Raw genomic sequence first — 23,957 nt, 5'->3', positions numbered from 1 at the left:
CGAGATATGGAGTATCCCCATGAAACTGCGAATGACCGCCCTGACCCTGCTCCCCCTGCTGGCCCTCGGTCAGGCCAATGCCGCCGAGATCCGTTTGCTCAACGTCTCCTACGATCCGACCCGCGAACTGTTCCAGGAGTACAACGGCGCCTTCGCCAAGGAGTGGAAGGCGAAGACCGGCGACGATGTGGTGGTCAGCCAGTCCCATGGCGGCTCCGGCAAGCAGGCGCGCGCCGTGGTGGACGGGCTGGAGGCGGACGTGGTGTCGCTGGCGCTGGCCTACGACGTCGATGCCGTGGCCAAGCAGGGGCTGATCGCCGCCGACTGGCAGAGCCGGCTGGCCAACAATGCGGCGCCCTACACCTCCACCATCGTGTTCCTGGTGCGCAAGGACAATCCCAAGCAGATCAAGGACTGGGATGATCTGGTGCGCAAGGACGTGGCCATCGTCACCCCCAACCCCAAGACCTCCGGCGGAGCGCGCTGGAACTACCTGGCTGCCTGGGGCTATGCCCTGAAGAAGAGCGGCAGCGAGGAGGGGGCCAAGCAGTTCGTCGGCGATCTCTACAAGAACGTGAAGGTGCTGGATTCCGGCGCCCGCGGTGCCACCACCAGCTTCATCGAGCGGGGCCTCGGCGACGTGCTGCTGGCCTGGGAGAACGAAGCCCTGCTGGTGCTGGGTCAGCCCGGCAATAGCGACAAGTTCGAGCTGGTGGTGCCGTCGGTCTCCATCCTGGCCGAGCCGCCGGTGGCGGTGGTGGACAAGGTGGCCAAGAAGCACGGCACCGAGGCGGTGGCCAAGGCTTACCTCGACTACCTCTACTCCGACGAGGGGCAGCGCATCATCGCCAAATATCACTATCGCCCCAGCAACCCGGCGATCCAGAAGGAGACCGCGGCCCAGTTCCCGCAACTGGCGCTGTTCACCGTCAAGGATCTGGAAGGGGATTGGGACAAGGCGCAGAAGAAGCACTTTGCCCAGGGCGCCCTGTTTGACCAGATCTACCAGCCGGGTCGCTAAGCGGCCGGCCATCGCCAACTTAACTGGCCCCTGTGCCAGCTGATAGGAGCACCAAGATGAACAAGATCCTCCTGGTTCCCGGTCTGCACAACAGTGGGCCGGATCACTGGCAGAGCCGCTGGCACCAATACTTCCCCCACTGGCAGCGGATGGTTGGGTTGCCGTGGGATCGGCCTGACCTCACGGTCTGGAGCGCCAAGCTGGCGAGCAAGCTGCGCAGCCGGCGTGGCCGGGCTCACCTGGTGGCTCACTCCTTCGGCGCGCTGGCGGCCATCACGGCGGCGCGCCAGCAGCCCGACAAGGTGGCCTCGCTGTTCATCGTGGCCCCGGCGGATCCGGCCCGCTTCGGCTTGCCAGACGAGCTGCTGGCAGGGTCGCTCAAGGTGTCGGCCCAGCTGGTGGCCAGCCGCAACGATCCCTGGATGAGTTTTGAGCGGGCCGAGTACTGGAGCCGCCAGTGGCAGGTGCCGCTGTTCGATGCCGGCGAGGTGGGCCACATCAATGCCCAGTCCGGCCACGGCGAGTGGAACCAGGGGCTCAACCTGCTCGGCACCCTCTATCGGCGGGCCGAGATGGTGGTGGAGCCGACGCCGGCGGTGTGGGAGCGGCGGGCAGCCTTGAGTTTTCGCTGAGCGGCGAGCGTTGATCACAGAGGTTTGGAATAGAGAAGGAGGGCAGGCACCCGACACCACGACAGTCTGATTTGGATAGCTTGGTACATTGCACGACGCTCCATTTTTAGGTCTTTTATTTATATAAAAGACCTTTTTTTCATTTTATGGCTCTAAAAGCCTTGTCCGCCGCTGTTAGACAAAAAAGTGCTTAGCAAAGGCGTTATTGGTGTTTGTTGCCCCAAACAGGAATGCGCAGAATCGCTGTATCTAATGTTTTTCATAACAAACGGATGCGTTATGCGATTTGGTTCTTACTCCGTGCTGCCGGGCTTCGGCCCGACCCTCGGCTTCAGCCTGCTCTACCTGGGTGTGCTGGTGCTGCTGCCACTTTCGGCGCTGGTGCTGTTCGCGGTGAACAATCTGACCCTGGCCGAGTTCTGGCAGGTGATAGGTTCGCCGCGGGTGCTCGCCTCCTTTCGTCTGAGCTTCGGGGCCGCCCTGGTGGCGGCGCTGCTCAACGCCCTGTTCGGTCTGATCCTGGCCTGGGTGCTGGTGCGCTACACCTTTCCTGGTCGTCGACTGGTGGATGCCCTGATCGACCTGCCGTTCGCCATGCCCACCGCCGTCTCCGGCATCGCCCTGTGCGCCATCTTCGCCCCCAACGGCTGGATCGGGCAGTGGGTCGCCCCGTTTGGCATCGAGCTCGCCTACAACCCCATCGGCGTGGTGATTGCGCTCACCTTCATCGGGCTGCCGTTCGTGGTGCGCACCTTGCAGCCGGTGCTGCGGGAAGCCGAGACCGAGCAGGAGGAGGCTGCCGCCAGCCTGGGTGCCGATCGCTGGCAGACCTTCATCCGGGTGCTGTGGCCGACCCTGGTGCCGGCCCTGCTGACCGGCTTTGCCCTGGCCTTCGCACGGGCGGTGGGGGAGTACGGCTCCGTCATCTTCATCGCCGGCAACCTGCCGATGGTCTCTGAAATCGCGCCGCTGATGATCATGAGCCACCTGGAGGAGTACGACTACGCCGGCGCCTCCGCCATCGCCGTGGTCATGCTGCTGATCTCTTTCATTTTGTTACTGCTTATCAACAAGTTGCAGGCCTGGAGTTGGGCCCGTATCGGAGGGAGCCGGATATGAACGCATCCAACGCAAGCCTGGCGCTGGCAACGGGCGAGGCGGCGCCGACCACCTCGGTGCGCCAACCCCCTGTCATCCGCGAGCCGGTCTGGGTCAAGTGGCTACTGATCACGGTCGGCCTCGGCTGGTTTGCCGCCCTGCTGCTGCTGCCGCTGGCCACCGTCTTCATCCAGGCGCTGAGCCCTGGCTTGGCCTTTTTCTGGCACGCCATCAGCGAGCCGGAGGCCCTCAGCGCCCTCGGCCTCACCGCCCTGGTGACCCTCTGCTCGGTGCCCCTCAACCTGCTGTTCGGGGTCGCCGCCGCCTGGGCCATCGCCCGTTTCCGTTTCCCGGGCCGGCAGCTGCTCATCACCATCATCGATCTGCCGTTCTCGGTGTCGCCGGTGATCGCGGGGCTGATGTTCGTGCTGATGTTCGGCAGCCGTGGCTGGTTCGGCGAATGGTTGAGCGAGCACGACATCAAGGTGATCTTCGCCACCCCCGGCATCATCCTGGTCACCACTTTCATCACGGTGCCCTTCGTGGTGCGCGAGCTGCTGCCCCAGATGGAGGCGCGCGGCCCGGAAGAGGAGGAGGCCGCCATCATGCTGGGGGCGAGCGGCTTGCAGATGTTCTGGCGGGTCACCCTGCCCGGCATCCGCTGGAGCCTGATGTACGGCCTGCTGCTCTGTACCGCCCGGGCGGTGGGGGAGTTCGGCGCCGTGTCGGTGGTCTCCGGCCACATTCGCGGCCAGACCAACACCCTGCCGCTGCACATCGAGATCCTCTACAACGAGTACCAGACCGGCGCCGCCTTCGCGGTAGCCAGCCTGTTGGCCCTGTTCGGGATCTTCACCCTGCTGGGGGAAACCCTGCTGGCCCGGCTGCGTGCCCAGCCCACTCACTCTCACTGATCACCGAATTCAAGAGGCTGCCATGAGCATTCAGGTACAAGGACTCAACAAGCATTTCAACCAGTACGCGGCGCTGGCCGACATCAACCTCGACTTTCACGACGGTGAGCTGGTGGCGCTGCTCGGCCCCTCCGGCTGCGGCAAGACCACCTTGCTGCGGATCATCGCCGGGCTGGAGCAGGCCGATAGCGGCAGCGTCATAATCCGGGGCGAGGATGCCTCGGATCTGCACGTGCGCGAGCGCAACGTCGGCTTCGTGTTCCAGCACTACGCCCTGTTTCGCCATATGACGGTGTTCGAGAACGTGGCGTTTGGCCTTAGGGTCAAGCCGCGCAGCGAGCGACCGGCCGAGGCGGCGATCCGCGCCAGGGTCAAGGAGCTGCTGGAGCTGGTGCAGCTCAGCCACGTGGCCGCGCGCTACCCGACCCAGCTCTCCGGCGGTCAGCGTCAGCGGGTTGCGCTGGCCCGCGCGCTGGCGGTGCAGCCCAAGGTGTTGCTGCTGGACGAGCCCTTCGGCGCCCTCGACGCCCAGGTGCGCAAGGAGCTGCGTCGCTGGTTGCGGGAGCTGCACGACGAGCTGCATGTCACCAGCCTGTTCGTCACCCACGATCAGGAGGAGGCGCTGGAGGTGGCGGATCGGGTGGTGCTGATGAATGCCGGCAAGGTCGAGCAGATTGGCACCCCGGCCGAGGTCTACGACCAGCCCGCCAGCTCCTTCGTGCACAGCTTCCTCGGCAGCGTGAACTTGTTTCGCGGCCGGGTGGCCGGGCAGGGGCTCGGTATCGGCGAGCAGCTGCTGGGCGGGCCCATCAGCTCCCAGCTGGCGGAGGGCAGCGCGGCCGTCGCCTATGTGCGGCCCCACGAGCTGGAGATACTGCCGGAGGATGCGCCGGGCGGCATCAGCGCCACCATCACCCGCCTGCTGCCCATGGGGCCACGCATCCGGGTGGAACTGCGTGGCAATGGGGATACAAACGGTGCACACTTCGAAGCCGAGCTGAGCAAGGAGGCGGCCCGCGCCTTCAGCCCGGGCCAGGGGGTGCGACTGGTGGCCAAACAGGCTCAGCTCTACCCGGATTACCAGATTTAAGTGGCAGGCCCCTGGCGGGCCGCGCAGGCAAGCAGCGTGACCATGGCGGAGTCTGCCCGCCTGGGATACAACAGGGTCAGTATGGCGGCCAGAGTTCAGGCTCGGGCGGCCAGACAAGATAACAACAAGGCGGCGGGGAGAACCCCGACCTGCCGGTCAGCGCAGGAGGCGATGACGTGAATTTTCAGCAGTTGCGAATTATCCGGGAGGCGGCACGGCGGGATTACAACCTGACCGAGGTGGCCAATGCCCTGTTTACCTCCCAGTCCGGGGTCAGCCGCCATATCCGCGAGCTGGAAGAGGAGCTGGGGATCGAGTTGTTCATCCGCTACGGCAAGCGGCTGCTCGGCATGACCGAGCCGGGCAAGGAGCTGCTGGTGATCGCCGAGCGCATCCTCAACGACGCCAACAACATCCGCAAGCTGGCCAGCACCTTTGCCAACCGCGAGTCGGGCCGGCTGCTGGTGGCGACCACCCATACCCAGGCCCGCTATGCCCTGCCACGAGTGGTGAAGGCGTTTCGCGAGCAGTTCCCGCTGGTGCAGCTGGAGCTGCGCCAGGGCAGTCCGGAGGAGATAGTGCGGCTGGTGCAGACCGGCGAGGTGGACATCGGCATCAGCAGCGAGCAGCTCGACAAGAGCGAAGGGGTGGTGGCGTTTCCCTACTACCGCTGGCACCACAACATAGTGGTGCCGGAGCAGCATCCGCTCACCGCCGAGCGGGAGCTGACCCTGGCGGCGCTGGCCCACTGGCCCATCATCACCTACCAGGCCGGCCTGACCGGGCGGGCGCGGGTGGACGAGGCGTTTGCCGAGGCCGGCATCGCTCCGCAGATCCTGTTGACCGCGCAGGACTCCGACGTCATCAAGACCTATGTCGAGCTGGAGATGGGAGTAGGTATTCTCGCGGACATGGCGTTCGACACCCAGCGCGACAAGGGGCTGGTGCAGCTGGACGGCAGCCGGCTGTTTGCGCCCCACACCGCCTGGATCGGTCTCAAGCAGGGGCAGTTCCAGCACAACTTCGCCTGGCAGTTTATCCAGCTCTGCAACCCGGAGCTGGCGCTGGCAGATATTCAGGCCCGCGCCATGGGCAGCGAGGCGGCCATCGATTTCCAGATCTGAGGTGGTGCATCAGAGAAAACGGGGAGCCAGTGGCTCCCCGTTTTGTTGATGGTGTCATGCTGTGCCTGCGGCTCAGTTCACCTGGATCCAGGCATCCTGCCAATTGGTGCCGACCCCGGGTTCATACTGGGCGGCACTGGCCGACCACTGGCTGCACCAGCCGCGATAGGGGAAGGGCTTGCACTGGTAGACCTTGCCGTTCTTGGGCTGCAGCACCTTGGTACCGTCGGTGTAGGACTTGAGCCCGTCCGGGAAGGTGAACTGGTAGTCACCGCCGGCGGCCGGATCCTTGAGCATCAGATCCAGGGTCTGCTGCACCGCATCGCCACCGGCCTTGGGTTTGCCCTCGATCACCAGCTGGTGGTGACCGGCGCTGAGCCCGGTCAGCGGCATGGTGAAGCTGTGGGTGCTGTCCTTGATGTCGGCGCTGGTCTGCCCCTTGGCGGCCCCACCGTGATCATACAGGGTGTTGGTGACGGTCAGATCGCCCTCGGCGGCCACGGTAAAGTTGAGGGTAAGCTTGCCCTCGTCGAGCAGGTAGTCGCTCTCCAGGCCGCTCACGCTGACGCCATTGCTCACCGGCGGCTGCTGTTGCTCGAGCTGGATCTCGACCCGCTCCAGTGCGCTGCCGGCCTTGAAGTAGACCGGGTTCTGGCCGTAGACGGGGTTGAACTGGCCTTCGCCGCTCTGCTGGCCGGCCCGGATCTGGCTCTGCTCTGCATTGATCTTGGTCGCCAGGGCGTGGGTCCAGTTGTTCTTCTGGCCCTGCTCCGGGCTGGCGATGGTCAGCTCGGTCTGCAGATCGGGGCGCACGCCGTTGGCGTCGAACACCAGGGTTCTGGCCTTGTCGCCGACCGCCAGTTCGGTGGAAGGATAGATGGTGCCGCCCTGGCTCCAGGCCAGCGGCGGCTGGGTGCCGCCCTTGAAGTTGGCGTCGATCACGTTATAGAAGCTGTTGCTGGTGTCTCCCACTTCCCACACTCCCAGGATCACCTGATAGCCGGTGCGCTGGGGCAGGTTGCACTGGTGGGTGACCTGCTTGGGCGGCTGGGTCATGTTGCCGTCCACCACGCAGAAGGGGGTGAGCTCGAAGGCGGCGCGGGTCAGCGGCTGGTTCGGGTTCCAGTCCTGCTTGGTGAGGTAGTAGCGCCAGTTGCGGGTGACGTGGTTGGCGGTGAAGGTCCAGCTGATGGCGAAGGGGCCGGCCTGCACCTCGCGGCGGGTCCAGCGGTCGCTGGTCTGGGCGTTCAGCTCGCGCCAGCTGGCACTGCCAGCCGAGGCGATCTGGCCATCGGGCGGACCGGCCTGCGGGAAGCCGGAGGGGCCTTCCACGCTCTGGGGCTCCCATTGCACCGCGCCGCACTGGCTGTTGCCGCCGGTTTTGCACAGGTAGTTGCGCGATTCCGGCTGGCTGATGTAGCCGTGGGCGAGCACGCTGCCACTGACCAGCAGGGCCAGCGTCGCAGCGACGTGATTGAGTTGGATTTTTGCTGCCATACATTCCTCTGTTCGACAGATGTGGGCAGTCAGGTTGGCAGGGGGAGTTCCCCGAAGCACGATGTGGCAACCCCGCTATCCTGGACGACATGTCTTTAGACCGGAGGCTTTGCGTCCTGGCCTTTCAACCAGTTTGCCAAATGACTACATAAAGGGTCATGGTGTCGCGTTTGGCGACAACCCATCATGGCTATTTTTGATTAAATAATTAAGTGTAAATCTTTACAGCTTGACCTCATCGGAGTAGAGCAAACACTTAACTGTTTGTTTTTAAATGGTGGTTAACTGAACGCTGCCGCATCAATGTCGTCGAACAGGTCGACAAGATGCAAAAAATCCACATTTTTCATCAATGAAGAACGCCCCCACCAGCCGGGCTGACGGGGGCGTGCGCTGCGACAGGGCAGGACGGATCAGTGGCGAGCGCGGGGGCGTTCGGCCGGACTCACCTGCCGATGCAGAGGGGCGAGTCGCTGCTCCAGCTGCTGGTCGATGGCGCTGCCGAGTTTGAATACCGCCAGCCGCTCGTCCAGGCTGCGCGAAAGACCGGCCAGCAGCTCGCTCTCCTGGGCCAGCTGGGAGGCAGACTGGGACATCTCCAGCGCCGAGTCGTTGATGCCGCTGACGTTGCGGTTCATGTCCTCCGCCACCATGCTCTGCTGCTCCGCCGCGGTCGCTATCTGGGTCGCCATGTCGCTGACGTGCTGGATATGGTTGACGATGAGGGAGAGATCCTGGCCTGCCTTCTCCGACTGGCTGACACTGCTCTCCGCCAGCTTGCGGCTGGCGTCCATGGCGCTGGCGGCGGTCACCGCCCGCTGTTGCAGCTGGGCTATGGTGCTCTGGATCTCCTCGGTGGACTGGCGGGTGCGACTGGCCAGCTGGCGCACCTCGTCGGCCACCACGGCAAACCCGCGGCCCTGCTCGCCGGCGCGGGCCGCCTCGATGGCGGCGTTGAGGGCCAGCAGGTTGGTCTGCTCCGAGATGGCGCTGATGACCGCCGTCACCTCGCTTATCTGCATCACCCCCTCCTTGAGCTGGTTGACCTGCAGGGTGGCCTGCTCCACCTCGGTGGCCAGCGCCTGGATGCCGTGCACGCTGGCGTGCACGTCACGGTTGCCGAGGCCGGCCTCGCTGGTGGCGTCCTGGGTGTCGCGGGCAGTGTTCTCGGCGTGGCCCGCCACGTCGGAGATGGTGGCGCTCATCTCGTTCATGGCGGTGGCGAGCTGGGCCAGCTGATCCCGCTGGCTGTTGACCGCCTGGTTGGTCTGCTCGGCGGAGGCGGCGATGCGCAGGGCGGCATCCGCCACGTTGCGGGCCCCCTGGCTCGCCTCCAGCAGGGCGCGGCGAATGGCGTCGAGCCCCTGGTTGGTGCAGCTGGCGACAGCCCCCAGCTCATCCTTGCCGTGCACCGGGATGCTCACCACCAGATCGCCGGCGGCCACCTGTTGCATGGCCCGGTTGATCTCGGCCAGCGGATTGACGATGGAGCGGCTGATGGCAAAGCCCAGCAGCCCCATCAGCAGGGTCACCAGCAAGGTAGCGCCCCCCATCAGCTGATACTGGGACCAGATGGTGGCCTGGATGTCCTGCAGCAGCACGCCGGAGCCGAGGATCCAGCCCCAGGGCTGATAACCGGCCACCAGCGACATCTTCTGGGCCGCCTCGCCGGAGGGGGAGATCCACTTGTATTCCAGCCGGCCGCTATGGCCCCCCTTGCCGAGATCCACCATCTGCTGCCAGTGGACGCCGGCGGTGGCGGTGCCGCTCTCGCCCATCTGCTGGCCGACCAGCTCGGGCCTGACGGGGTGCACCACCATCCGGCGGTTCTCGTCCAGCACGAACAGGTAGTTGTCGCCGTCAAAGCGCATGCTGTTGAGCATGGCCTTGGCTTCGGCCTGGGCCTGGGGGGCGGGCAGGGTGGCCGCCAGCGTCTGGATCCGGCTCATGGCCAGGTCCAGCACGGCCTGCAGCCTGGCTTCCCGTTCACTCATCAGGTTGCGATGCAGGGCACTGGCAGAGATGAGCAGCAGTGCGATGAAACCGATCAGCGCCAGTGAGAGCAACAGCATCAATTTGCGGCTCACGGCAATATCACCGAGCTTGAACATAGTCTCTTCCTTAACTTTCCCGTGCGGGTCTGGTGGTGGCCAGTCCGTTGGCTGGCCCTGATTATTTTGTTATTAACATTTAATTAACTTTCAATGGCTTGGGGCCATAAAACGCCAATTGAGCAATTTGACAATCAGTATAGCCAGCAGACAGAAACCCTCGCTTTTGGTAGCGTGGTTGCGCGCATCCCGGCGCACTATTTGTCTGCTCAATTTGCAGAAAATGTGAATGAGTTGGCATTTCACCAAAAAGGAGTGGGCGCCCTCGTGGCCGCCCCATAACAAGAGGGAAGTTATGAGTTCCATTGCCAGGAATTATCTCAATCAGCTCAACGCCGACTACCTGCAGGTACACAGGCGCAAGGAGGATCTGTTCTGGTCCACCTACATGGGCACCAGCGACGATCAGGCCGGCTTCACCGCCGCCGAGCAGGCCTACAAGGCATTCTGCGCCGATCCGGCGCGCCTGCCGGTGTTGCGGCAGATGCAGGCCCAGGCCGAGGAGACCGAGCTCAAGCGCGGTCTGGGGGGCTGGATCGCCTTCTTCGAGTGCAACGTCATCGAGGATCCTCAGGCCGCCGCCCTGATGGACGAACTGGTGGCCGCCGAGGCGGCGCTGTTTGCCCGCCGCCGGGAGCTGAAGCTGACCTTGCTGGATGAGCAGGGCCGACAGGTGGCCGGCAGCCTGCCCGCCGCCAGCACGGCGCTGGCCGCTAGTAGCGACGAGGCGGTGCGGCAAAGCGCGCTCGCCATGTTCCACACCCTGGAGCAGTGGGTGGTGGACAACGGTTATCTGGCCATCGTCGCGCTGCGCAACCGCTTCGCCCGCGCCATGGGTTATCGCGACTACTTCGACTACAAGGTGCACAAGAACGAGCAGATGAGCCCGGCGCAGCTGTTCGCCATTCTCGACGACTTCATCGCCGGCACCGAGCAGCGGTTGCACCAGAGCCTGGCCGAGCTGAAAGCGGCCAAAGGGGAGGCTGCCCTGCTGCCCCACAACCTGCGCTACAGCGTGAGTGGCGACGTGACCCGCCAGCTCGACCCTTACGTGCCCTTCTCGCGGGCGCTGCAGGACTGGGTCGAGAGCTTTCGCCGGCTCGGCATCCAGTACCGCGGCGCCACCCTCACCCTGGATCTGCTGACCCGGGAGGGGAAATACGAGAACGGCTTCTGCCACGGCCCGGTGCCGAGCTTCTGGCAGGAGGGGGAGTGGGTGCCGGCGGTGGTCAACTTCACCAGCCTGGCCAACCCGGCCCAGGTGGGCAGCGGCTGGAGCGGACTCAACACCCTGTTCCACGAGGGCGGCCACGCGGCGCACTTTGCCAATGTCACCGGCAACGCCCCCTGCTTCTCCCAGGAGTTCCCGCCCACCTCCATGGCCTACGCCGAGACCCAGTCGATGTTCTGCGACAGCCTGCTGGACGATGCGGACTGGCTCAAGCGCTACGCCAGAAACGCGGCGGGGGAGCCGATCCCCGATGCGCTGATCAAGGCGATGATCGAGGCGCGCCAGCCGTTTCGCGCCTTCAACGAGCGCCAGATCGCGCTAGTGGCCTACTTCGAGCGGGATCTCTACGCCATGGACGAGGCCGAACGCACCCCGGCCGCCGTGCTGGCACTGGCCCGCCGCTGGGAGCTCCAGATCCTGGGGGTGGAGAGCCCGCGCCCGCTGCTGGCCATCCCGCACCTGCTCAACCAGGAGTCGGCCTGCGCCTATCACGGCTATCTGCTGGCGCTGATGGCGGTGGAGCAGACCCGCGCCTACTTCTTGAAACGCGACGGCTACCTCACCGACAACCCGCGCATCGGGCCGGATCTGGCCGCCCACTACTGGGGACCGGGCAACGGCATGACCCATGACGAGACGCTGCAGAGCCTGACCGGCAAGGGCTTCAGTGCGGGGCCGCTGGCCCGGGCCTGCAACCAGAGCGTGGCCGAGGCGTGGCAGCAGGCAGAAGCCTGCATGGCGGCGGCCCGCCAGCGTCCGCCGGTCGGCGAGGGTGAGCCGCTCAATGCCCGCATCCGGGTGGTTCACGGCGACCAGCTTATCGCCGACAATAGCGGCTCCGAAGCGGCCATGCTGGCCGATTTTGAGCGCTGGATCCGCGACCACTACCAGGAAGCGGTGACCAGCCACTGAGGCGCAAGCCGGTGAACATGCGTTATGTCAGACCCCTGCCGCGGCAGGGGTCTGTTTTCATGGGAAGGAGTCGAGGGTGGGAACAACAGCGCGGTGGCGGTGGCTGCTGGTCACGCTGCTGCTGACGGGAGGGCTGGCGCAGCCGGCCCGGGCACTGCAGGCGCTGACCGAGCAGATGCCCCCTTACAACTATCAGCTGGCCGGTCAGCCGGTGAGCGGTTTTTCGGTGGATCTGCTGCATGCCATGCTGGCGCGAAGCGGCCTGGCGCTGCGCGGTGACATCCAGCTGCAGCCCTGGGCGCGGGCCTATCAGAATGCCCGCTATCAGGCGGGCAGCATCCTCTTCTCGGTGGCGCGCACCCCGGAGCGGGAACAGCAGTTCCAGTGGGTGGGGCCGGTCGGGCCGCGAACCATCAGGGTGTGGCGCCTGAGCTCGCGCACTGACATCCAGCCCCGCAGCCTGCAGGAGGCGAGTCACTACCGGATCGCCGTGGTGCGCAATTCGGCCTCGGCCCAGCAGCTGATCCGCCAGGGGCTGGCGCCGGTCAGCGTCAACAGCGAGGAGGACAAGTTTCGCATGCTGCTGCGCGGCCGGGTGGATCTGGTGACGGCGCTGGATCTGGGGGCCGCCTTTCACATGCACCAGCTGGGCCACGGCCTCGAGGCGCTCACCCCGCTGTTCGTCTATGACGACGGCGAGCAGTACTACTTCGCCCTCAATCTGGCGACGGAGCCGGCCAAGGTGCAGGCCCTGCAGCGGGCCCTCGATCAGATGCGCCAGGATGGCTCACTGGAGGCGCTGCGCCGGCGCTGGCTCAACCTCCATGCATTGCCACCCAGCTCGGCCAGCGGGGCGACCCCCTCCTGATGGCGATCCGGGCTCAGCCCTGGATCTTCAGCACGCTGACCGGCTTGTCCTTGAGCGCCACCAGCAGCTGGCGGCCCGGCAGCTTGTGGCCGTCGATCATGATGGAGCTGTGGCCGAAGTTGGCCACCAGCCGGCTGCCGTCGGAGAAGCGGGTCTCCTGCACCCGGCCCACCCCGTCACGCCAGCGAAAGCCCACCAGTGCCTTGTCCCACAGTGCCTCGTGCAGCGGGCCGAACTGGCTGTCTAGCCTCACCAGCTCCGGCAGGCGGCTCGCCAGCGTGCTGCGACTCAGGTTGACCAGCGGCGGCGTGTTGTAGAGCAGGCCGAGGAGGGCGCGCTCCTCCTTGATGCCCGGGAATTTCAGGTTGTCCAACAGCCAGTGGTGGCTGTTGAGCACGGAGTCGTGGAACACCGCCTGATAGAGGGGCAGTCGATCCGCCGGGTTGAACACCGTCTTCAGGTAGCGCGGCTTGAGCCGGGCGGGCTGAAAGAAGACCTGCGGCGCTTCGTCCGGCCACCACTTGCCGAGGTAGTAGGGGGACTTGGCCTGCTTGCGCATGGCGGCATCGGTCCAGCCAAAGCCCCAGCTCTGGATGCCGTGGGCAAACAGCAGCGGCTTGCTGGTGAGGGCGTTGCCATCCTCCGAGCCCAGCACCAGCCCGAGTCGCTCACCCACCCAGCTCATGCGGGCGTTGCGGTCGGCGATCATCGCCTGGCTGCCCTGCTGGTGGGCCGGGTTGTAATCGTTGGAGGCCATGGCGGTGCCGTCCACGTCGAGGAACAGGCTGTTGATGCCGCTGGCCTTGGCCAGCTCGCTCATGCGGCTCTTGGCAAACGGCAGGGTGCAGCCCGGGTTGAGATAGACCCCCTCGCCACCAAAGCCCGGCTTGGGCTTGCCGTTGGCCTCGACGATGGCGCAGCGCTTGCCGATCTCCGGCGGCAGCTGGGCGGTGAGCCAGCTGTCGTTGGTGCCGGGCGCGATGGCGGTATCGTAGGAGTCATAGCTGCCTACCAGATAGCCCTGACGCTGGGCGGCGATGAGGGCATAGCTCTGTTGCAGGGCCGCCGTCCATTGTGGGGTGCCGAGCCACAGCTTGCGCAGTCCCGCCTGCTGCAGCGCCTCGATCACCGGCAGCGACAGCCCCTGGCCCCAGCGCTCCTGCGCCACTAGTTGCTCGCCGAACTGGCTCTTGACCCACTGCTGGCGCAGGGCCAGCACCTTGCTCTGGGCCTGCGGACCCTGCTGGGCAGGCAGCGGCAGCTGGTTGGCAATCAGCCGGTTGAGGCCGGCCATGATCAGGTTCTGCTGCCAGATTTCGGGATGGGCGGCGGCCAGCGCCTCCTGCTCCTCGTTGTTGAAGCCTTGCAGCCACTCCGGCTTTTGCCGGAGCTTGGCCTGCAGCGCGGGCCAATTGGTCACATCTTGCCGATCGAGCAGATCATCGCCCCACAGGTAGACATGGCTGGCGCCGATCAACCGCCGCCCGGCAGGAATGCGGGCGACCTTGTCGGCCAGAGACTGCCAGGCCCCCTCGCTCTGCAGCCACGCCCGGTATCGGCGGGCGCCGGCCAGCCAGTCATCTCCCACGCTCAGCCGCACCACCATCGGCGCCTGCTTGTTGAAGCTGCTGAATTCATGGCTGGCGCTCAGTTGCAGCCGGCCTCCTTGGCGGCTGAAGCGAAGCCGGTTGTCGTAGGGGGTCTGCAGGATCCAGCTGTAGGTCTGCTTGCCGGCATCCTGGCTCCAGAGCGGCAGCTTGAGGTCGTAGTGGGTGTTGAGCTCGGCCAGCTCGTCGCCGACATAGCCGAGCCAGTCGCTGTCGCGCACCGAGAAGCGGCTGCCCTCGCCGAAGGCCAGGGAGAGGTGGGTCTGGTTTTTCGGCAGGCTGAACCAGGCCAGCTGACGGGGACTGTCGCTGACCAGCGTCAGCAAGAGGTCGTCGCCATCCAGCTTGACCTCCACCCTGGTGTCCTGGGCGGGCCAGTGCCAGCTGGCCTGCTGCTCCCCTTGTTGCAACTGATCGACCTGGCGGGCGGGCTGGCCCGCACTGACCGGGATCTGGTTGACCGAGATGGCCAGGGTATCGGGATCGATGCGGTAACGCTGGGTCTCGCCCTGCAGCGTCAGGGGGGCGGCGGCCAGCGGCGCCGCCAGCAGTGAAATCAACAGCCAGCCCAGTGCTGGCGCCCGTATCGGCAAACCGTTCATGCAACATCCTTGACCTGATTGATGCCATCAGGGTACGCCGACGCCTGCCCCCCGGTACAGCCAAATCTGCTTAACCCATATGGGGTGAATGGCCTCATTCCAGCCCTTTTGGGAGCCATTTTCATGCGGCAAAAAAGCATCATTCGAACCCTCTCTCAGCCCCCGCCAGCACTGACTTGCGCGACTAATCCTGCGGGGGTGAACCTCCCGCGTCCATTTTTTCGACGCCCCATATAGGGGGGTGCCAGCCTGCTCGGCGGTTTCTAGCATGCCTGCTCACTTTGAACGCAATCCATTGTTTTATAAGGATTGTTTTTGACTGGAGTATCAGTATGAAGAGAGCGAAATGGAAGCCTTTGCTGGGGTTGTGCGCCCTCTTGGCCGGGGTGATCGGCTGGTACCTGTGGCCGCAACCGGTGGCGCCCGGTCAGGCGGCGGCAGGGGATGAGGAGCACGCGGCGGATAGTGGCCCGTTGGCGGAGCTCACGCCACTCGCCGCCATGCCTGCGCCTGTGCTCAAACCGGCGCCGGTCGCGGCCCCTACCAAGCCGGATCGGCTGCGAGAAGATGGCAGCCAGCAGCTGGAGACCCCCTGGCAGGCGGCCGAGGTGGATGCGGACTTTCCGCTGGCGGAGCCCGGCGATGCGGTCGAGCAGCCCCAGCCGATCGCCCTGCAGGGCAGCGATCTGGAGCGGGCCCAGGTGGGTGACAGCGTGGCCCTGCCGCTACCGGACGGCAGCACCCTGCAGGCCAGGGTGACCAAGGTTGAACTGCAGCGGGGCGGGGAGCGCAACTGGCAGGGGGAAATTCGGGTCGACGGTGACAGCTATCCGGTCAATTTCACCGTCGGCAAGCAAGCGACTTTCGGGTTCATCGGCACGCCGCAAGGCAGTTACTCCGTCGAGACCCTGGGAGGCAAGGGCTGGGTTTACAAGAACCCGCCGCTGGATCTGGGTCATGGCGGCGATGACGCCCTGATCCCGACTCACCAATAACAACAGAAAAGGAAGATCACATGCAGAAAACCACCTTGGGGATCATGATTGCGGGATTGCTCGGGGCGACCCCGGTGCTGGCGGAAACCATCGACCTGATGGTGCTGCACAGCCCGGGGCTGGCGGCCCGCTATCAGGGGGATGCGCAGACCCGGATCCAGCACATGATCAACGTCACCAACCAGATCTATGCCGCCAGCGGCCTGGATCTGACGGTGCGGGCCGTGCACGACCAGCAGGTCAATTACCCGGATGGCGGCACCGACAAGTCCGCGCTCAACGCGGTGACCTACCAGCAGGATCCGGCTTTCAAGCAGGTACCGACCCTGCGCACCCGTTATGGTGCCGACATGGTGGTGCTGATGCGCCCCCAGACCGGTGACCACGGCAGCTGCGGGCTGGCCTGGGTTGGCGGTTCCGCTACCTATACCGATGGCAGCAAGGCGTATGCCGACGGGGATGTCTCCCAGGATGCCGGCAGCATGTTCAGCCATGTCACGGCCACCGGCTGTGGCGACGTGGTGCTGGCGCACGAGCTGGGTCACAACATGGGGCTCAACCACTCCCGCCTGCAAGATGGCACGGGGGGCACTTATCACTATGCGTTGGGGCACGGGGTGCGGGGTTCCTTCGCCACCGTGATGGCTTATCCCTCCAGCTTCGGGGTCTACAGCCACGAGTACAAGTTCTCCAGCCCGGACCTGATCTGCAAGGGGCAGCCGTGCGGCGTGGATTACCGGGATCAGGCCAACGGTGCCGATGCGGTGCGGGCGCTGAAGGTGACGACGCCGCAGATCGCCGCCTTCTATCCCACCATGGTGTCGGAAGAGCTGCCGGATCTGGGCGAGCTGGAGCGCTCCCTCGAGACCCGGCGCCAGGACTTGGCGGCGGCTCAGGAGCACTACAGCCAGCAGGTGGCGGCCAGAACCGCCCTGCAGGATCGCCAGCAGACGCTCAAGGGCAACTTTGATCGCTACCAGCGCGAGCTGAGCCAGCTGAACCAGCGCAACCGCCAGACGGTGCAGGAGATCAACCGGCTGGTGCGCGAGCACAACAGCTACAACGGCAGTTACGGTCGGGAAGAGTATCGCCGGATCCGCGCCATCCAGGCGAACCTGAGCGCCCGCATCGATCAGCTGCACGATGAGAACAACGCCATCATTCGCCAGTCCAACGAGATCAGCCAGCGCTACCAGGCCGAGGTGAACGAGTACAACGGCAGCTGGGATCGCTACAACCAGCTGGTGGCAGCGGTGAAGAGCGCCGATGGCAAGGTGGACGAGGCGCGCCGCGAGCTGGAGCTGGCCGAGCACAGGTATCAGCTGGCGTTGGCCCGCCAGCCGGCCGAGACGCAGCCGGCCTGATGCAACAAGGGCGCCCCGCAACAGGCGGGGCGCCCTTGATGTCTGTCTGTCAGAGGAGCCGACCGGGCAAGCCCGGCCGGCTCCTCTTTTGCTGGTTGGCGTCAGTCAGCCCGTTTGGCTGCGGGTTTCGCATTCGTCGACAGCTGGGCGAGGGCGGCCTGCACCGCGGCTGCCAGCTGGGGATCGCGCCCCGCCAGCATGTCGGCCGGGGTCAGCGCCACCTGCACGTCCGGGATCAGCTCCTGATTCTCGTACAGGGTGCCATCGGGGTTGCGCAGCCCCAGGGTCGGGATGCCGTAGGCGAGGCCCGGGATCAGCCTGGAGGTGTGGGCATACACCATGGTGCCGGTGCCCGGCACCGGCTCACCGACGATGGGGCCCACCTTGAGGGTGCGGTAGTACTGGGGAAAGGCCGAACCTTCCGAGTAGCTGCCCGCATTGACCAACACCACCGAGGGTTTGGTCCACTGGCGAGTGGCGGCATCCGTCTCCCCCTTGCCAAGGCGTGGCCAACTGCGGGCCATGCCCTGGGCGCTGCCGCTGCCGGTCAGGAACTCCACCAGGGTGTTGGCCAGATAGCCCCCCTTGTTGAAGCGCACGTCAACTATCAATGCCTCGCGGTTGCGCTGGCGACCGAGGGCGTCGGCCACCACCTCCTCATAGACGGCGCTGCTCATCTCCGGCAGGTAGACATAGCCGACCCGCCCCTGACTCAACTGCTCCACCTGGCTGCGGCGCTTGGCGATCCAGCCGTCGAGCTGCAACTGATACTCCTGCTGCAGGTCGATGGCAGTGACCTCCAACTGGCTGGGCTCCTTGGCTCCCTTGGGCAGCACAGTGAGCGCCAGTCGCTGGCCGGCCTGGTGGTTGAGCAGGGCATCCAGCTCGTTGAGGCTGTGCAGCTCGGTGCCGTTGACGGCCAGCAGGCGGGCGCCCGGCGCCAGATCCGTCTCCTGCTCCAGCGGGCCGCCGGCCAGCAGGGCGTCGAGCTCGACCGCCCCCTGTCGCTCGCGCCAGTAACCACCGAGGCTGGCGGTCTCGTCCGGCATGCGCAGGGAGGGGGCCGGGCCGCTGCCCCAGGTGTGGGAGACATTGAGCTCGCCGGCCAGCTCCGCCAGCAGGTTGCCGAAGTCACGATCGTTGCTGATGCCGGGCAGCAGGCGGCGATAGGCGGCCACATAGCCGTCCCAGTCCACCCCGTTCATGTCGGCCCGGTAGAACTCGTCCCGGGTGAGGCGGGTGATCTGGTCGAAGGCGGCGCTCATCCGATCCTGCCAGCTGGCGGTGATCAGCAGATTGAAGGGATGGCTGCTGGCCTCGCCGGAGCGGGTATCGATGAGGGCGATTTCCCCCTCCCGCACCAGAGTGGCGAGGCTGGCATCCTGGTTGAGGCTGGCCAGCGCCGGCCCCGGCTGCTCGGCAAACAGCAGCTTGGTCTCCCCCTTGCGCAGATCCTGGGCGTAGCCCTTGATCTCGCTCTCGCCGTTGGCGTCCATCACCTCCACCAGATAGATCAGATGATCGTCGACGATGCGACTGGCGAGGATGGGGCCCTCTGGCTGCAGCTGGAGCGCCTCCCGGTGTGCCAGCCGGTCGGCTTCGAAACCGTAACCGGCCTTGGGCGGCGCCTGTTCGGCGATGAAGTCGCTCTTGGCGGCGCGGCTGCTGTAGAGGCCGAGCAGGCTGCCACCGAGGGGCTCGCCATCGGCACCCAGCACCCCGTACTTGGTGGATTGCCAGTAGAGGATGCCGCCGTCCTGACTCCAGGCAGGCTCGCCATCCCGATAGCCGTTGAGGCTGACGTTGACCGGCTTGGCCTTGGCATCCCGGGTATCGATGACGGCGATCTCTTGCTGGGCGGAGTCGGGCTGGATGGTCAGCGCCAGGTGGCGCGAATCGGGGGCAAAGGCCAGCTCCACCGCGTGACGGGTGGGGTTGAACTCGGCCGCGACCAGCTGGCGCTGCTTGCCGCTGGCCAGATCCAGCAGATGGACGGCCTGGCCGTCCACCACGAAGGCGAGCTGTTTGCCGTCGGGGGAAAGGGTCGGCACGCTGATGGCGGCGCCCGGAATGGCCAGCAGTTTCTCCTCGGTCAGGGTGCCGGGGTCGCTGAACAGCTTGTCCGGCTGCCCCTTCTTGAGGCGGTACAGCGCCGCCGGCCCCTCCTGCTCGGAGAGGTAGATGAGTGTCTGCTCTTTATCCAGATAGCGCGGCGCCGACTGTTCGCTGGGGTGGCGGGTGAGCTGGCGTACCCGCTCGCGGCGGGTGTCGACCGCGTAGAGATCCCCCTGGCTGACCAGGATCACCTCTTCCCCGTCCTGGCGGGCGATGGCCTCGTCGACGGGGCCGGGCTGCCAGCTCTGCTCGGCCGGCACCTTGGCGAACAGCGGCTGGATGACGAGCTTGAGCGGGGTGTCGCTGCCGGCATCGAGGCGGTAGAGCTCCCCCTGCCAGGACCAGACCAGATCCCCCTGGCGGGAGGCTGATAGGCCGCGCACCGGGTGGTCTTTGAAGTGGGTGAGCTGGCGATCCTGGCCGCTGGCCAGGTCCCGTTGCCAGACGTTGAAATCGCCGCTGCGCTCGCTCAGGTAGTAGAGCCGCTTGCCCTGTTCGTCCCAGACCGGATCGCTGGCGGCCACCCTGTCTTCGGTCAGCTGGCGATGCTGCTTGCCGTCGAACAACCACAGACGGGAGACGGCGAACGAGTGCTGGTGCTTGCGAAACGGCTGATCCATGCCCGGCATCTGGTAGGCCAGCTGGTTGCCGTGGGGGCGGGCCAGAGTGGCGGGCAGGGGCTGGGCTGGGGTCAGCGTGCCGCCGGTAACCGGCGTCCAGTAGAGGTTGCCGGCCTGATAGCCTTCCGCCACGAAGTGATCGGCGTCGGGGTCGGTGAGGCGCTGACTGCTCAGCAGCAGCTGCTTGCCGTCGGCGCTGAAGGCCTGGGGCAGGTCGGGGCGCGAATCCCGGGTCAGCCGCACCATCTCGCCGCCGTGGCTCGGCACCACGAACACGTCTTCGTTGCCGTAGAGGTTGGCGGAAAAGGCTATGAGCTTGCCATCAGGCGACCAGAGCGGGCGCTGGCTCAGGTAGTTGCCGTCGGTGAGGGGCATGGCGGGCCCGCCATCCCCGGCGCTCAGGTAGACGCGGCCCTGCCAGGTGAAGGCAAGCTGTTTGCCGTCGGGGGAGAGGGCGGGCTCGCGCAGCCAGAGCGGCTCGGCCGCCTGCAGGGAGGAGCAGAGCAGCAGGAGCAGCAGTGAGAGTCGGTATCGCATCGTGAGGTTCCTGAGAGGTGAAAAGCGCCTTATCTTCCCCCAATGTCCCGCCCGGGACTATCCCGAGATAGGGGGGTTATCCCGTTGTTTTGGCAGTTAATTGTAACAATCTATAAAAGATGGCGCGGGATATGTTTCTCTGGATATATTGAGTATTGATGGCGATCCAATATGATGGCGCTCGCCCGCCACTCGAGGCGGTGCAGTTCAGATGATTTGGTAACAGAAAAGCCCTTACCAGAGGCTTGCCGAGGGATGGAATGAGAGCCGTATTACTGTGTTTGCTGGGGCTGTGGCCCGCATTGAGTTTTGCCACCCTGTCCGCCGATATGGTGGTGGTGAAGAAATCGAGTTATAGCCTGACCCTGATGAAGGATGGCAAGGAGGTCAAACGCTACTGGATCGCTCTGGGTCCGGCTCCCAAGGGGCACAAGCAGCGGGAAGGGGATCAGCGCACGCCGGAAGGCCGTTACATCCTCGACTATAAGAAGACCAACTCCAACTATTACAAGGCCATCCACATCAACTACCCGAATCTGGACGACATCAAGGCGGCCAACGAGATGGGTGTGCGACCGGGCGGCATGATCATGATCCACGGTCAGCGCAACAGCATAGGCAACACCCGCCTGCAGCCGTCCAACTGGACCAATGGCTGCATCGCCATGCTCAACAAGGATCTGGACGAAGTGTGGAACGCCATCGAACCCGGCACCCCCATCATCATTCAGCCCTGACCCTCAACAGCGCGCCACCTCCGGGTGGCGTTCTGTTTTTTGGCTACCTCTGTTTTGCGCCATCCTCTCTTTACCTGCAGCCTCTTGGTATCCGTCCCCGTGCCGTGCTAGTTTTTCCGGCTCGCCGTGGACGCAACAAGGATGATCCCATGCCGTCAGCAACCCGCTCCCGACCCGTTGGGGCCGAGAGTACCCGCGCGCTCTGGTGGCGCGCCTCCATCGATATTCTGCCGCTCTCCGTCTCGGTGATCCCCTGGGGGATCCTGTGCGGTGCTCTGGCGCTGCAGGTGGGACTGAGCCCGCTGCAGGCCCAGCTGATGTCGCTGCTGGTCTATGCCGGCGCCGCCCAGCTCTCGGCCACCACCCTGTTCGGGGCGGGTACGCCGCTGCTGCCCATCATGGGCTCCACCTTCGTCATCACCTCCCAGCACCTGCTCTACGGCTTCACCTTTCGCCGCGACGTGCTGCCGCTCTCCCTGCGCTGGCGCGCCAGTCTGGCGTTCTTTCTGACCGACGAGATGTTCGCGGTGGCGCTCAAAGACCGGGAGCGCAGCGGCCGTTTCGATCCGGCCTATGCGCTCATCGCCGGCTTCGTCTTCTATCTGTTCTGGAATGCGGCGACCCTGCTCGGCATCGCCGCCGGCCAGTACATCGACGGGCTGGATCAGATGGGGCTGGATTTTGCCATCGCCGCCACCTTCATCGCCATGACCATTCCCGCCATGAAGAACCTGCCTATGGTGGCGGCCACCCTGGTGAGCGGCGCCATGGCGCTGCTCACCAAGCCGCTGCTGGCGGAGGTCTACATCATCATCTCGGCGCTCTCCGGCATGCTGGTGGGTTATGTGCTGCACCGGATGAGGAGGTAATCATGAGCTGGCTGATGATAGGCCTGCTGGCCCTGATCACCTTCTTCAACCGCTTCGCCTTCTTCTCGCGGCTGACCCGCTATCAGCCGGGCGCCGAGATGGGGGCCTTCCTCAGTTTCTCGGCCCAGTCGGTGCTGACCGCCATCTGGCTGCCCATCGTCTTCAGCTACCAGCCTGGCGTTGGGTTAAGCTGGGATCCGGACTATCTGGTCGCCACCCTGCTGGTGACGGCGCTGACCCTGCTGCGGCTGCCAACCCTGGTGGTGGTGGTGGTCGGCATGGGGGGCTTCTTCCTGCTGCGCTGGCAGGGGGGCGTGGCCCAGCTGCTGCCCTGGCTGGGCTAGGCCCGTGATCTTGCATGGCGGATGTCTTTATCGGATATCCGCCATGTTGTGAATGTCACTTCAAAAAACACCTCTCAAGTGTGAGGATTTAGCTCCCATCCGTCGAGGAGCGAGTCATGTCCTTCACCGAAACCTGCCAGCGCATCGTGCGCGATCCCCTGCTGTCACCGGCCCAGAAGAGCCATGCTCTGGCGCTGGCCGCCGAGAATGCGTTGCCCTATCCCGAGCTGCCCGCCGAGGTGAGCGAGGCGATGGCCAAGGGCTTTGTCTGCGACATGTTCGAGGGGCACGCCCCCTACAAGCCGCGCTATGTGCTGCCGGATTACGAGAAATTTCTGCGCCAGGGCTCGGCCTGGCTGGAGCTGGCACCGCCGCAGGATTTCGACGAGGCGCTCGATGCCTTGCGCATCCTCTACCACCATGTGCCCTCCGTCACCAGCATGCCGGTCTGGCTGGGCCGGCTCGATCACCTGCTGCTGCCCTTCGTCGGTGAGCTGGATGACGAGGTGCTCTATCGCAAGCTGAAGGGGTTCTGGATCTACCTGGACCGGGTGCTGCCGGATGCCTTCATGCACGTCAACATAGGCCCGGATGACAACCGGCTCTGCCGCCTGATCCTGCGCATCGACGGCGAGCTCAAGCAGGTAGCCCCCAACCTCACCCTGTTCCACGATCCGGCACAGACCCCGGACAGCCTGCTGCTGCAGGGGGTGAAGAACATCGCGGCTTGCAGCAAGCCCCACATCGCCAACTACCCGCTGCATCGCAACACCTTCGATGAGCGCGGCTTCGGCATCGTCAGCTGCTACAACGCCCTGCCCCAGGCGGGTGGCGCCAACACCCTGGTGCGGGTCTCCCTCAAGCGGGTGGCCGAGCAGGCCCACGGCATCGACGACTTCCTGGGCTGCCTGCTGCCCCACTACTGCCGCCTCGCCTCCCGCCTGATCGAGGCGCGTGCCGCCTTCCTGCACCAGGAGTCAGGCTTCTTCGACAGCTTCCTGGTGCAGGAAGGGCTGCTGGAAGAGGGGCGTTTCGTGCCCATGTTCGGCATCTACGGCATGGCCGAGGCGGTCAATTTGCTGATGGACAAGGAGAATCTGCCGGAGCGTTACGGCCGTGACGAAGAGGCGAACCAGCTGGGCTACCGCATCTCGGCCCAGCTCGCCCGCCACGTGAGCGAAACGCCGCAGCGCCACGCCTGGGGCGGCCACGCCCTGCTCCACTCCCAGGGTGGGCTCAGCGTGGATCGCGGGGTGACCCCCGGGGTGCGCATCCCCTATGGCGAGGAGCCGGATCCCGCCAGCCACGTGCTGGCGCTGGCGCCCCACCACGGCTTTTATCACTCCGGGATCAGCGAGATCCTCACCCTGGATCCTACCATCCGCCAGAACCCGCAGGCGCTGCTGCAGCTCTGCAAGGGGGCGCTCGCCATCGGCATGCGCGAGTTCACCGCCAACGTGGCCGACAGCGACCTGGTGCGGGTGACCGGCTACATGATCCGCAAGAGCGATGTAGCCCGCTTCGCAACCGAGGGCTCGCGGCTGCAGACCACCTGCCTCGGCGCCGAGGCGAGCGAGCTGACCGGGATCCGCCAGCGGGCGCCGCGGGTGGTGGGGCGCGAGGCGACCCTGTGTGACTACTGAGTGCGGCAGGCGGGCAGGGGCGGCGC

At 65.4% G+C, this 23,957-nt stretch carries 18 protein-coding genes and 1 riboswitch; of the genes, 14 read left to right on the top strand and 4 right to left on the bottom strand.

All coding sequences use genetic code 11. From position 1 onward, the window contains the following. The first annotated feature begins 19 nt into the window (after positions 1-19). The 6 genes from PG881_RS04200 to cbl all read left to right on the top strand — a co-directional run bounded on the left by PG881_RS04200 (position 20) and on the right by cbl (position 5,879). The gene (locus PG881_RS04200; RefSeq protein ID WP_270798105.1) at positions 20-1,021 is read left to right on the top strand and encodes a sulfate ABC transporter substrate-binding protein; all 1,002 of its coding nucleotides are present in this window, start codon (positions 20-22) and stop codon (positions 1,019-1,021) included. A 56-nt stretch (positions 1,022-1,077) separates the two neighbouring features. Beyond that, positions 1,078-1,653 (top strand): RBBP9/YdeN family alpha/beta hydrolase, encoded by a 576-nt coding sequence (locus PG881_RS04195; RefSeq protein WP_011704572.1) that lies wholly within the window; start codon positions 1,078-1,080, stop codon positions 1,651-1,653. 279 nt (positions 1,654-1,932) lie between these two features. Next, positions 1,933-2,772, top strand: coding sequence for a sulfate ABC transporter permease subunit CysT (gene cysT, locus PG881_RS04190; RefSeq protein WP_005308571.1), 840 nt, complete (start codon positions 1,933-1,935; stop codon positions 2,770-2,772). Continuing rightward, complete coding sequence (gene cysW, locus PG881_RS04185) at positions 2,769-3,665, top strand: sulfate ABC transporter permease subunit CysW (protein ID WP_201904428.1); 897 nt, start codon at positions 2,769-2,771, stop codon at positions 3,663-3,665. The genes cysT and cysW overlap by 4 nt, the downstream gene beginning before the upstream one ends. Before the next feature lie 22 nt (positions 3,666-3,687). Continuing rightward, positions 3,688-4,755, top strand: a complete 1,068-nt coding sequence (locus PG881_RS04180) for a sulfate/molybdate ABC transporter ATP-binding protein (RefSeq protein ID WP_270798104.1) — start codon at positions 3,688-3,690, stop codon at positions 4,753-4,755. Positions 4,756-4,931: 176 nt separating this feature from the next. Next, on the top strand, positions 4,932-5,879 hold the full coding sequence (cbl, locus tag PG881_RS04175; protein ID WP_011704576.1) for an HTH-type transcriptional regulator Cbl: 948 nt from the start codon (positions 4,932-4,934) through the stop codon (positions 5,877-5,879). A 72-nt stretch (positions 5,880-5,951) separates the two neighbouring features. On the opposite strand, the gene gbpA is transcribed toward cbl, so the two are convergent. Continuing rightward, the gene (gene gbpA / locus PG881_RS04170) at positions 5,952-7,376 is read right to left on the bottom strand and encodes an N-acetylglucosamine-binding protein GbpA (RefSeq protein WP_270798103.1); all 1,425 of its coding nucleotides are present in this window, start codon (positions 7,374-7,376) and stop codon (positions 5,952-5,954) included. Between the two features lie 62 nt (positions 7,377-7,438). Further along, positions 7,439-7,524: riboswitch (cyclic di-GMP riboswitch) on the bottom strand. Between the two features lie 265 nt (positions 7,525-7,789). Continuing rightward, positions 7,790-9,487 (bottom strand): methyl-accepting chemotaxis protein, encoded by a 1,698-nt coding sequence (locus PG881_RS04165; RefSeq protein ID WP_045790705.1) that lies wholly within the window; start codon positions 9,485-9,487, stop codon positions 7,790-7,792. A 295-nt stretch (positions 9,488-9,782) separates the two neighbouring features. Between PG881_RS04165 and PG881_RS04160 the strand changes: the two genes are divergently transcribed. Continuing rightward, complete coding sequence (locus tag PG881_RS04160) at positions 9,783-11,630, top strand: M3 family metallopeptidase (protein WP_270798102.1); 1,848 nt, start codon at positions 9,783-9,785, stop codon at positions 11,628-11,630. A gap of 76 nt (positions 11,631-11,706) precedes the next feature. Beyond that, positions 11,707-12,498 (top strand): substrate-binding periplasmic protein, encoded by a 792-nt coding sequence (locus tag PG881_RS04155; protein ID WP_270798101.1) that lies wholly within the window; start codon positions 11,707-11,709, stop codon positions 12,496-12,498. 13 nt (positions 12,499-12,511) lie between these two features. On the opposite strand, the gene PG881_RS04150 is transcribed toward PG881_RS04155, so the two are convergent. Further along, positions 12,512-14,707 (bottom strand): glycoside hydrolase, encoded by a 2,196-nt coding sequence (locus tag PG881_RS04150; RefSeq protein WP_270798100.1) that lies wholly within the window; start codon positions 14,705-14,707, stop codon positions 12,512-12,514. A 332-nt stretch (positions 14,708-15,039) separates the two neighbouring features. Between PG881_RS04150 and PG881_RS04145 the strand changes: the two genes are divergently transcribed. Next, positions 15,040-15,702 (top strand): hypothetical protein, encoded by a 663-nt coding sequence (locus tag PG881_RS04145; RefSeq protein WP_270798099.1) that lies wholly within the window; start codon positions 15,040-15,042, stop codon positions 15,700-15,702. Positions 15,703-15,722: 20 nt separating this feature from the next. After that, positions 15,723-17,066 (top strand): zinc-dependent metalloprotease, encoded by a 1,344-nt coding sequence (locus PG881_RS04140; RefSeq protein WP_270798098.1) that lies wholly within the window; start codon positions 15,723-15,725, stop codon positions 17,064-17,066. Positions 17,067-17,167: 101 nt separating this feature from the next. Here PG881_RS04140 and PG881_RS04135 read toward each other — a convergent pair whose 3' ends face one another. After that, positions 17,168-20,338, bottom strand: coding sequence for a S41 family peptidase (locus PG881_RS04135; RefSeq protein WP_270798097.1), 3,171 nt, complete (start codon positions 20,336-20,338; stop codon positions 17,168-17,170). A gap of 260 nt (positions 20,339-20,598) precedes the next feature. Here PG881_RS04135 and PG881_RS04130 point away from each other — a divergent pair, with 260 nt between their 5' ends. From PG881_RS04130 to PG881_RS04115, 4 genes are all read left to right on the top strand, one after another. Further along, positions 20,599-21,075: a L,D-transpeptidase family protein gene (locus PG881_RS04130; protein ID WP_005308598.1), complete on the top strand. Its 477-nt coding sequence runs from the start codon at positions 20,599-20,601 to the stop codon at positions 21,073-21,075. Positions 21,076-21,224: 149 nt separating this feature from the next. After that, positions 21,225-21,944 (top strand): AzlC family ABC transporter permease, encoded by a 720-nt coding sequence (locus PG881_RS04125; protein WP_017408986.1) that lies wholly within the window; start codon positions 21,225-21,227, stop codon positions 21,942-21,944. Between the two features lie 2 nt (positions 21,945-21,946). After that, positions 21,947-22,288, top strand: coding sequence for an AzlD domain-containing protein (locus PG881_RS04120; protein WP_270798096.1), 342 nt, complete (start codon positions 21,947-21,949; stop codon positions 22,286-22,288). Between the two features lie 116 nt (positions 22,289-22,404). Next, a complete protein-coding gene (locus PG881_RS04115) occupies positions 22,405-23,931 on the top strand; it encodes a YjjI family glycine radical enzyme (protein WP_270798095.1) in 1,527 nt (508 codons plus the stop codon). Positions 23,932-23,957: the final 26 nt, after the last annotated feature.

Origin of the sequence: Aeromonas sp. QDB54 (assembly GCF_027707385.1) — a bacterium.
Lineage (GTDB): Bacteria > Pseudomonadota > Gammaproteobacteria > Enterobacterales > Aeromonadaceae > Aeromonas > Aeromonas hydrophila.
This window is presented reverse-complemented; position numbering and strand designations above follow the sequence as displayed.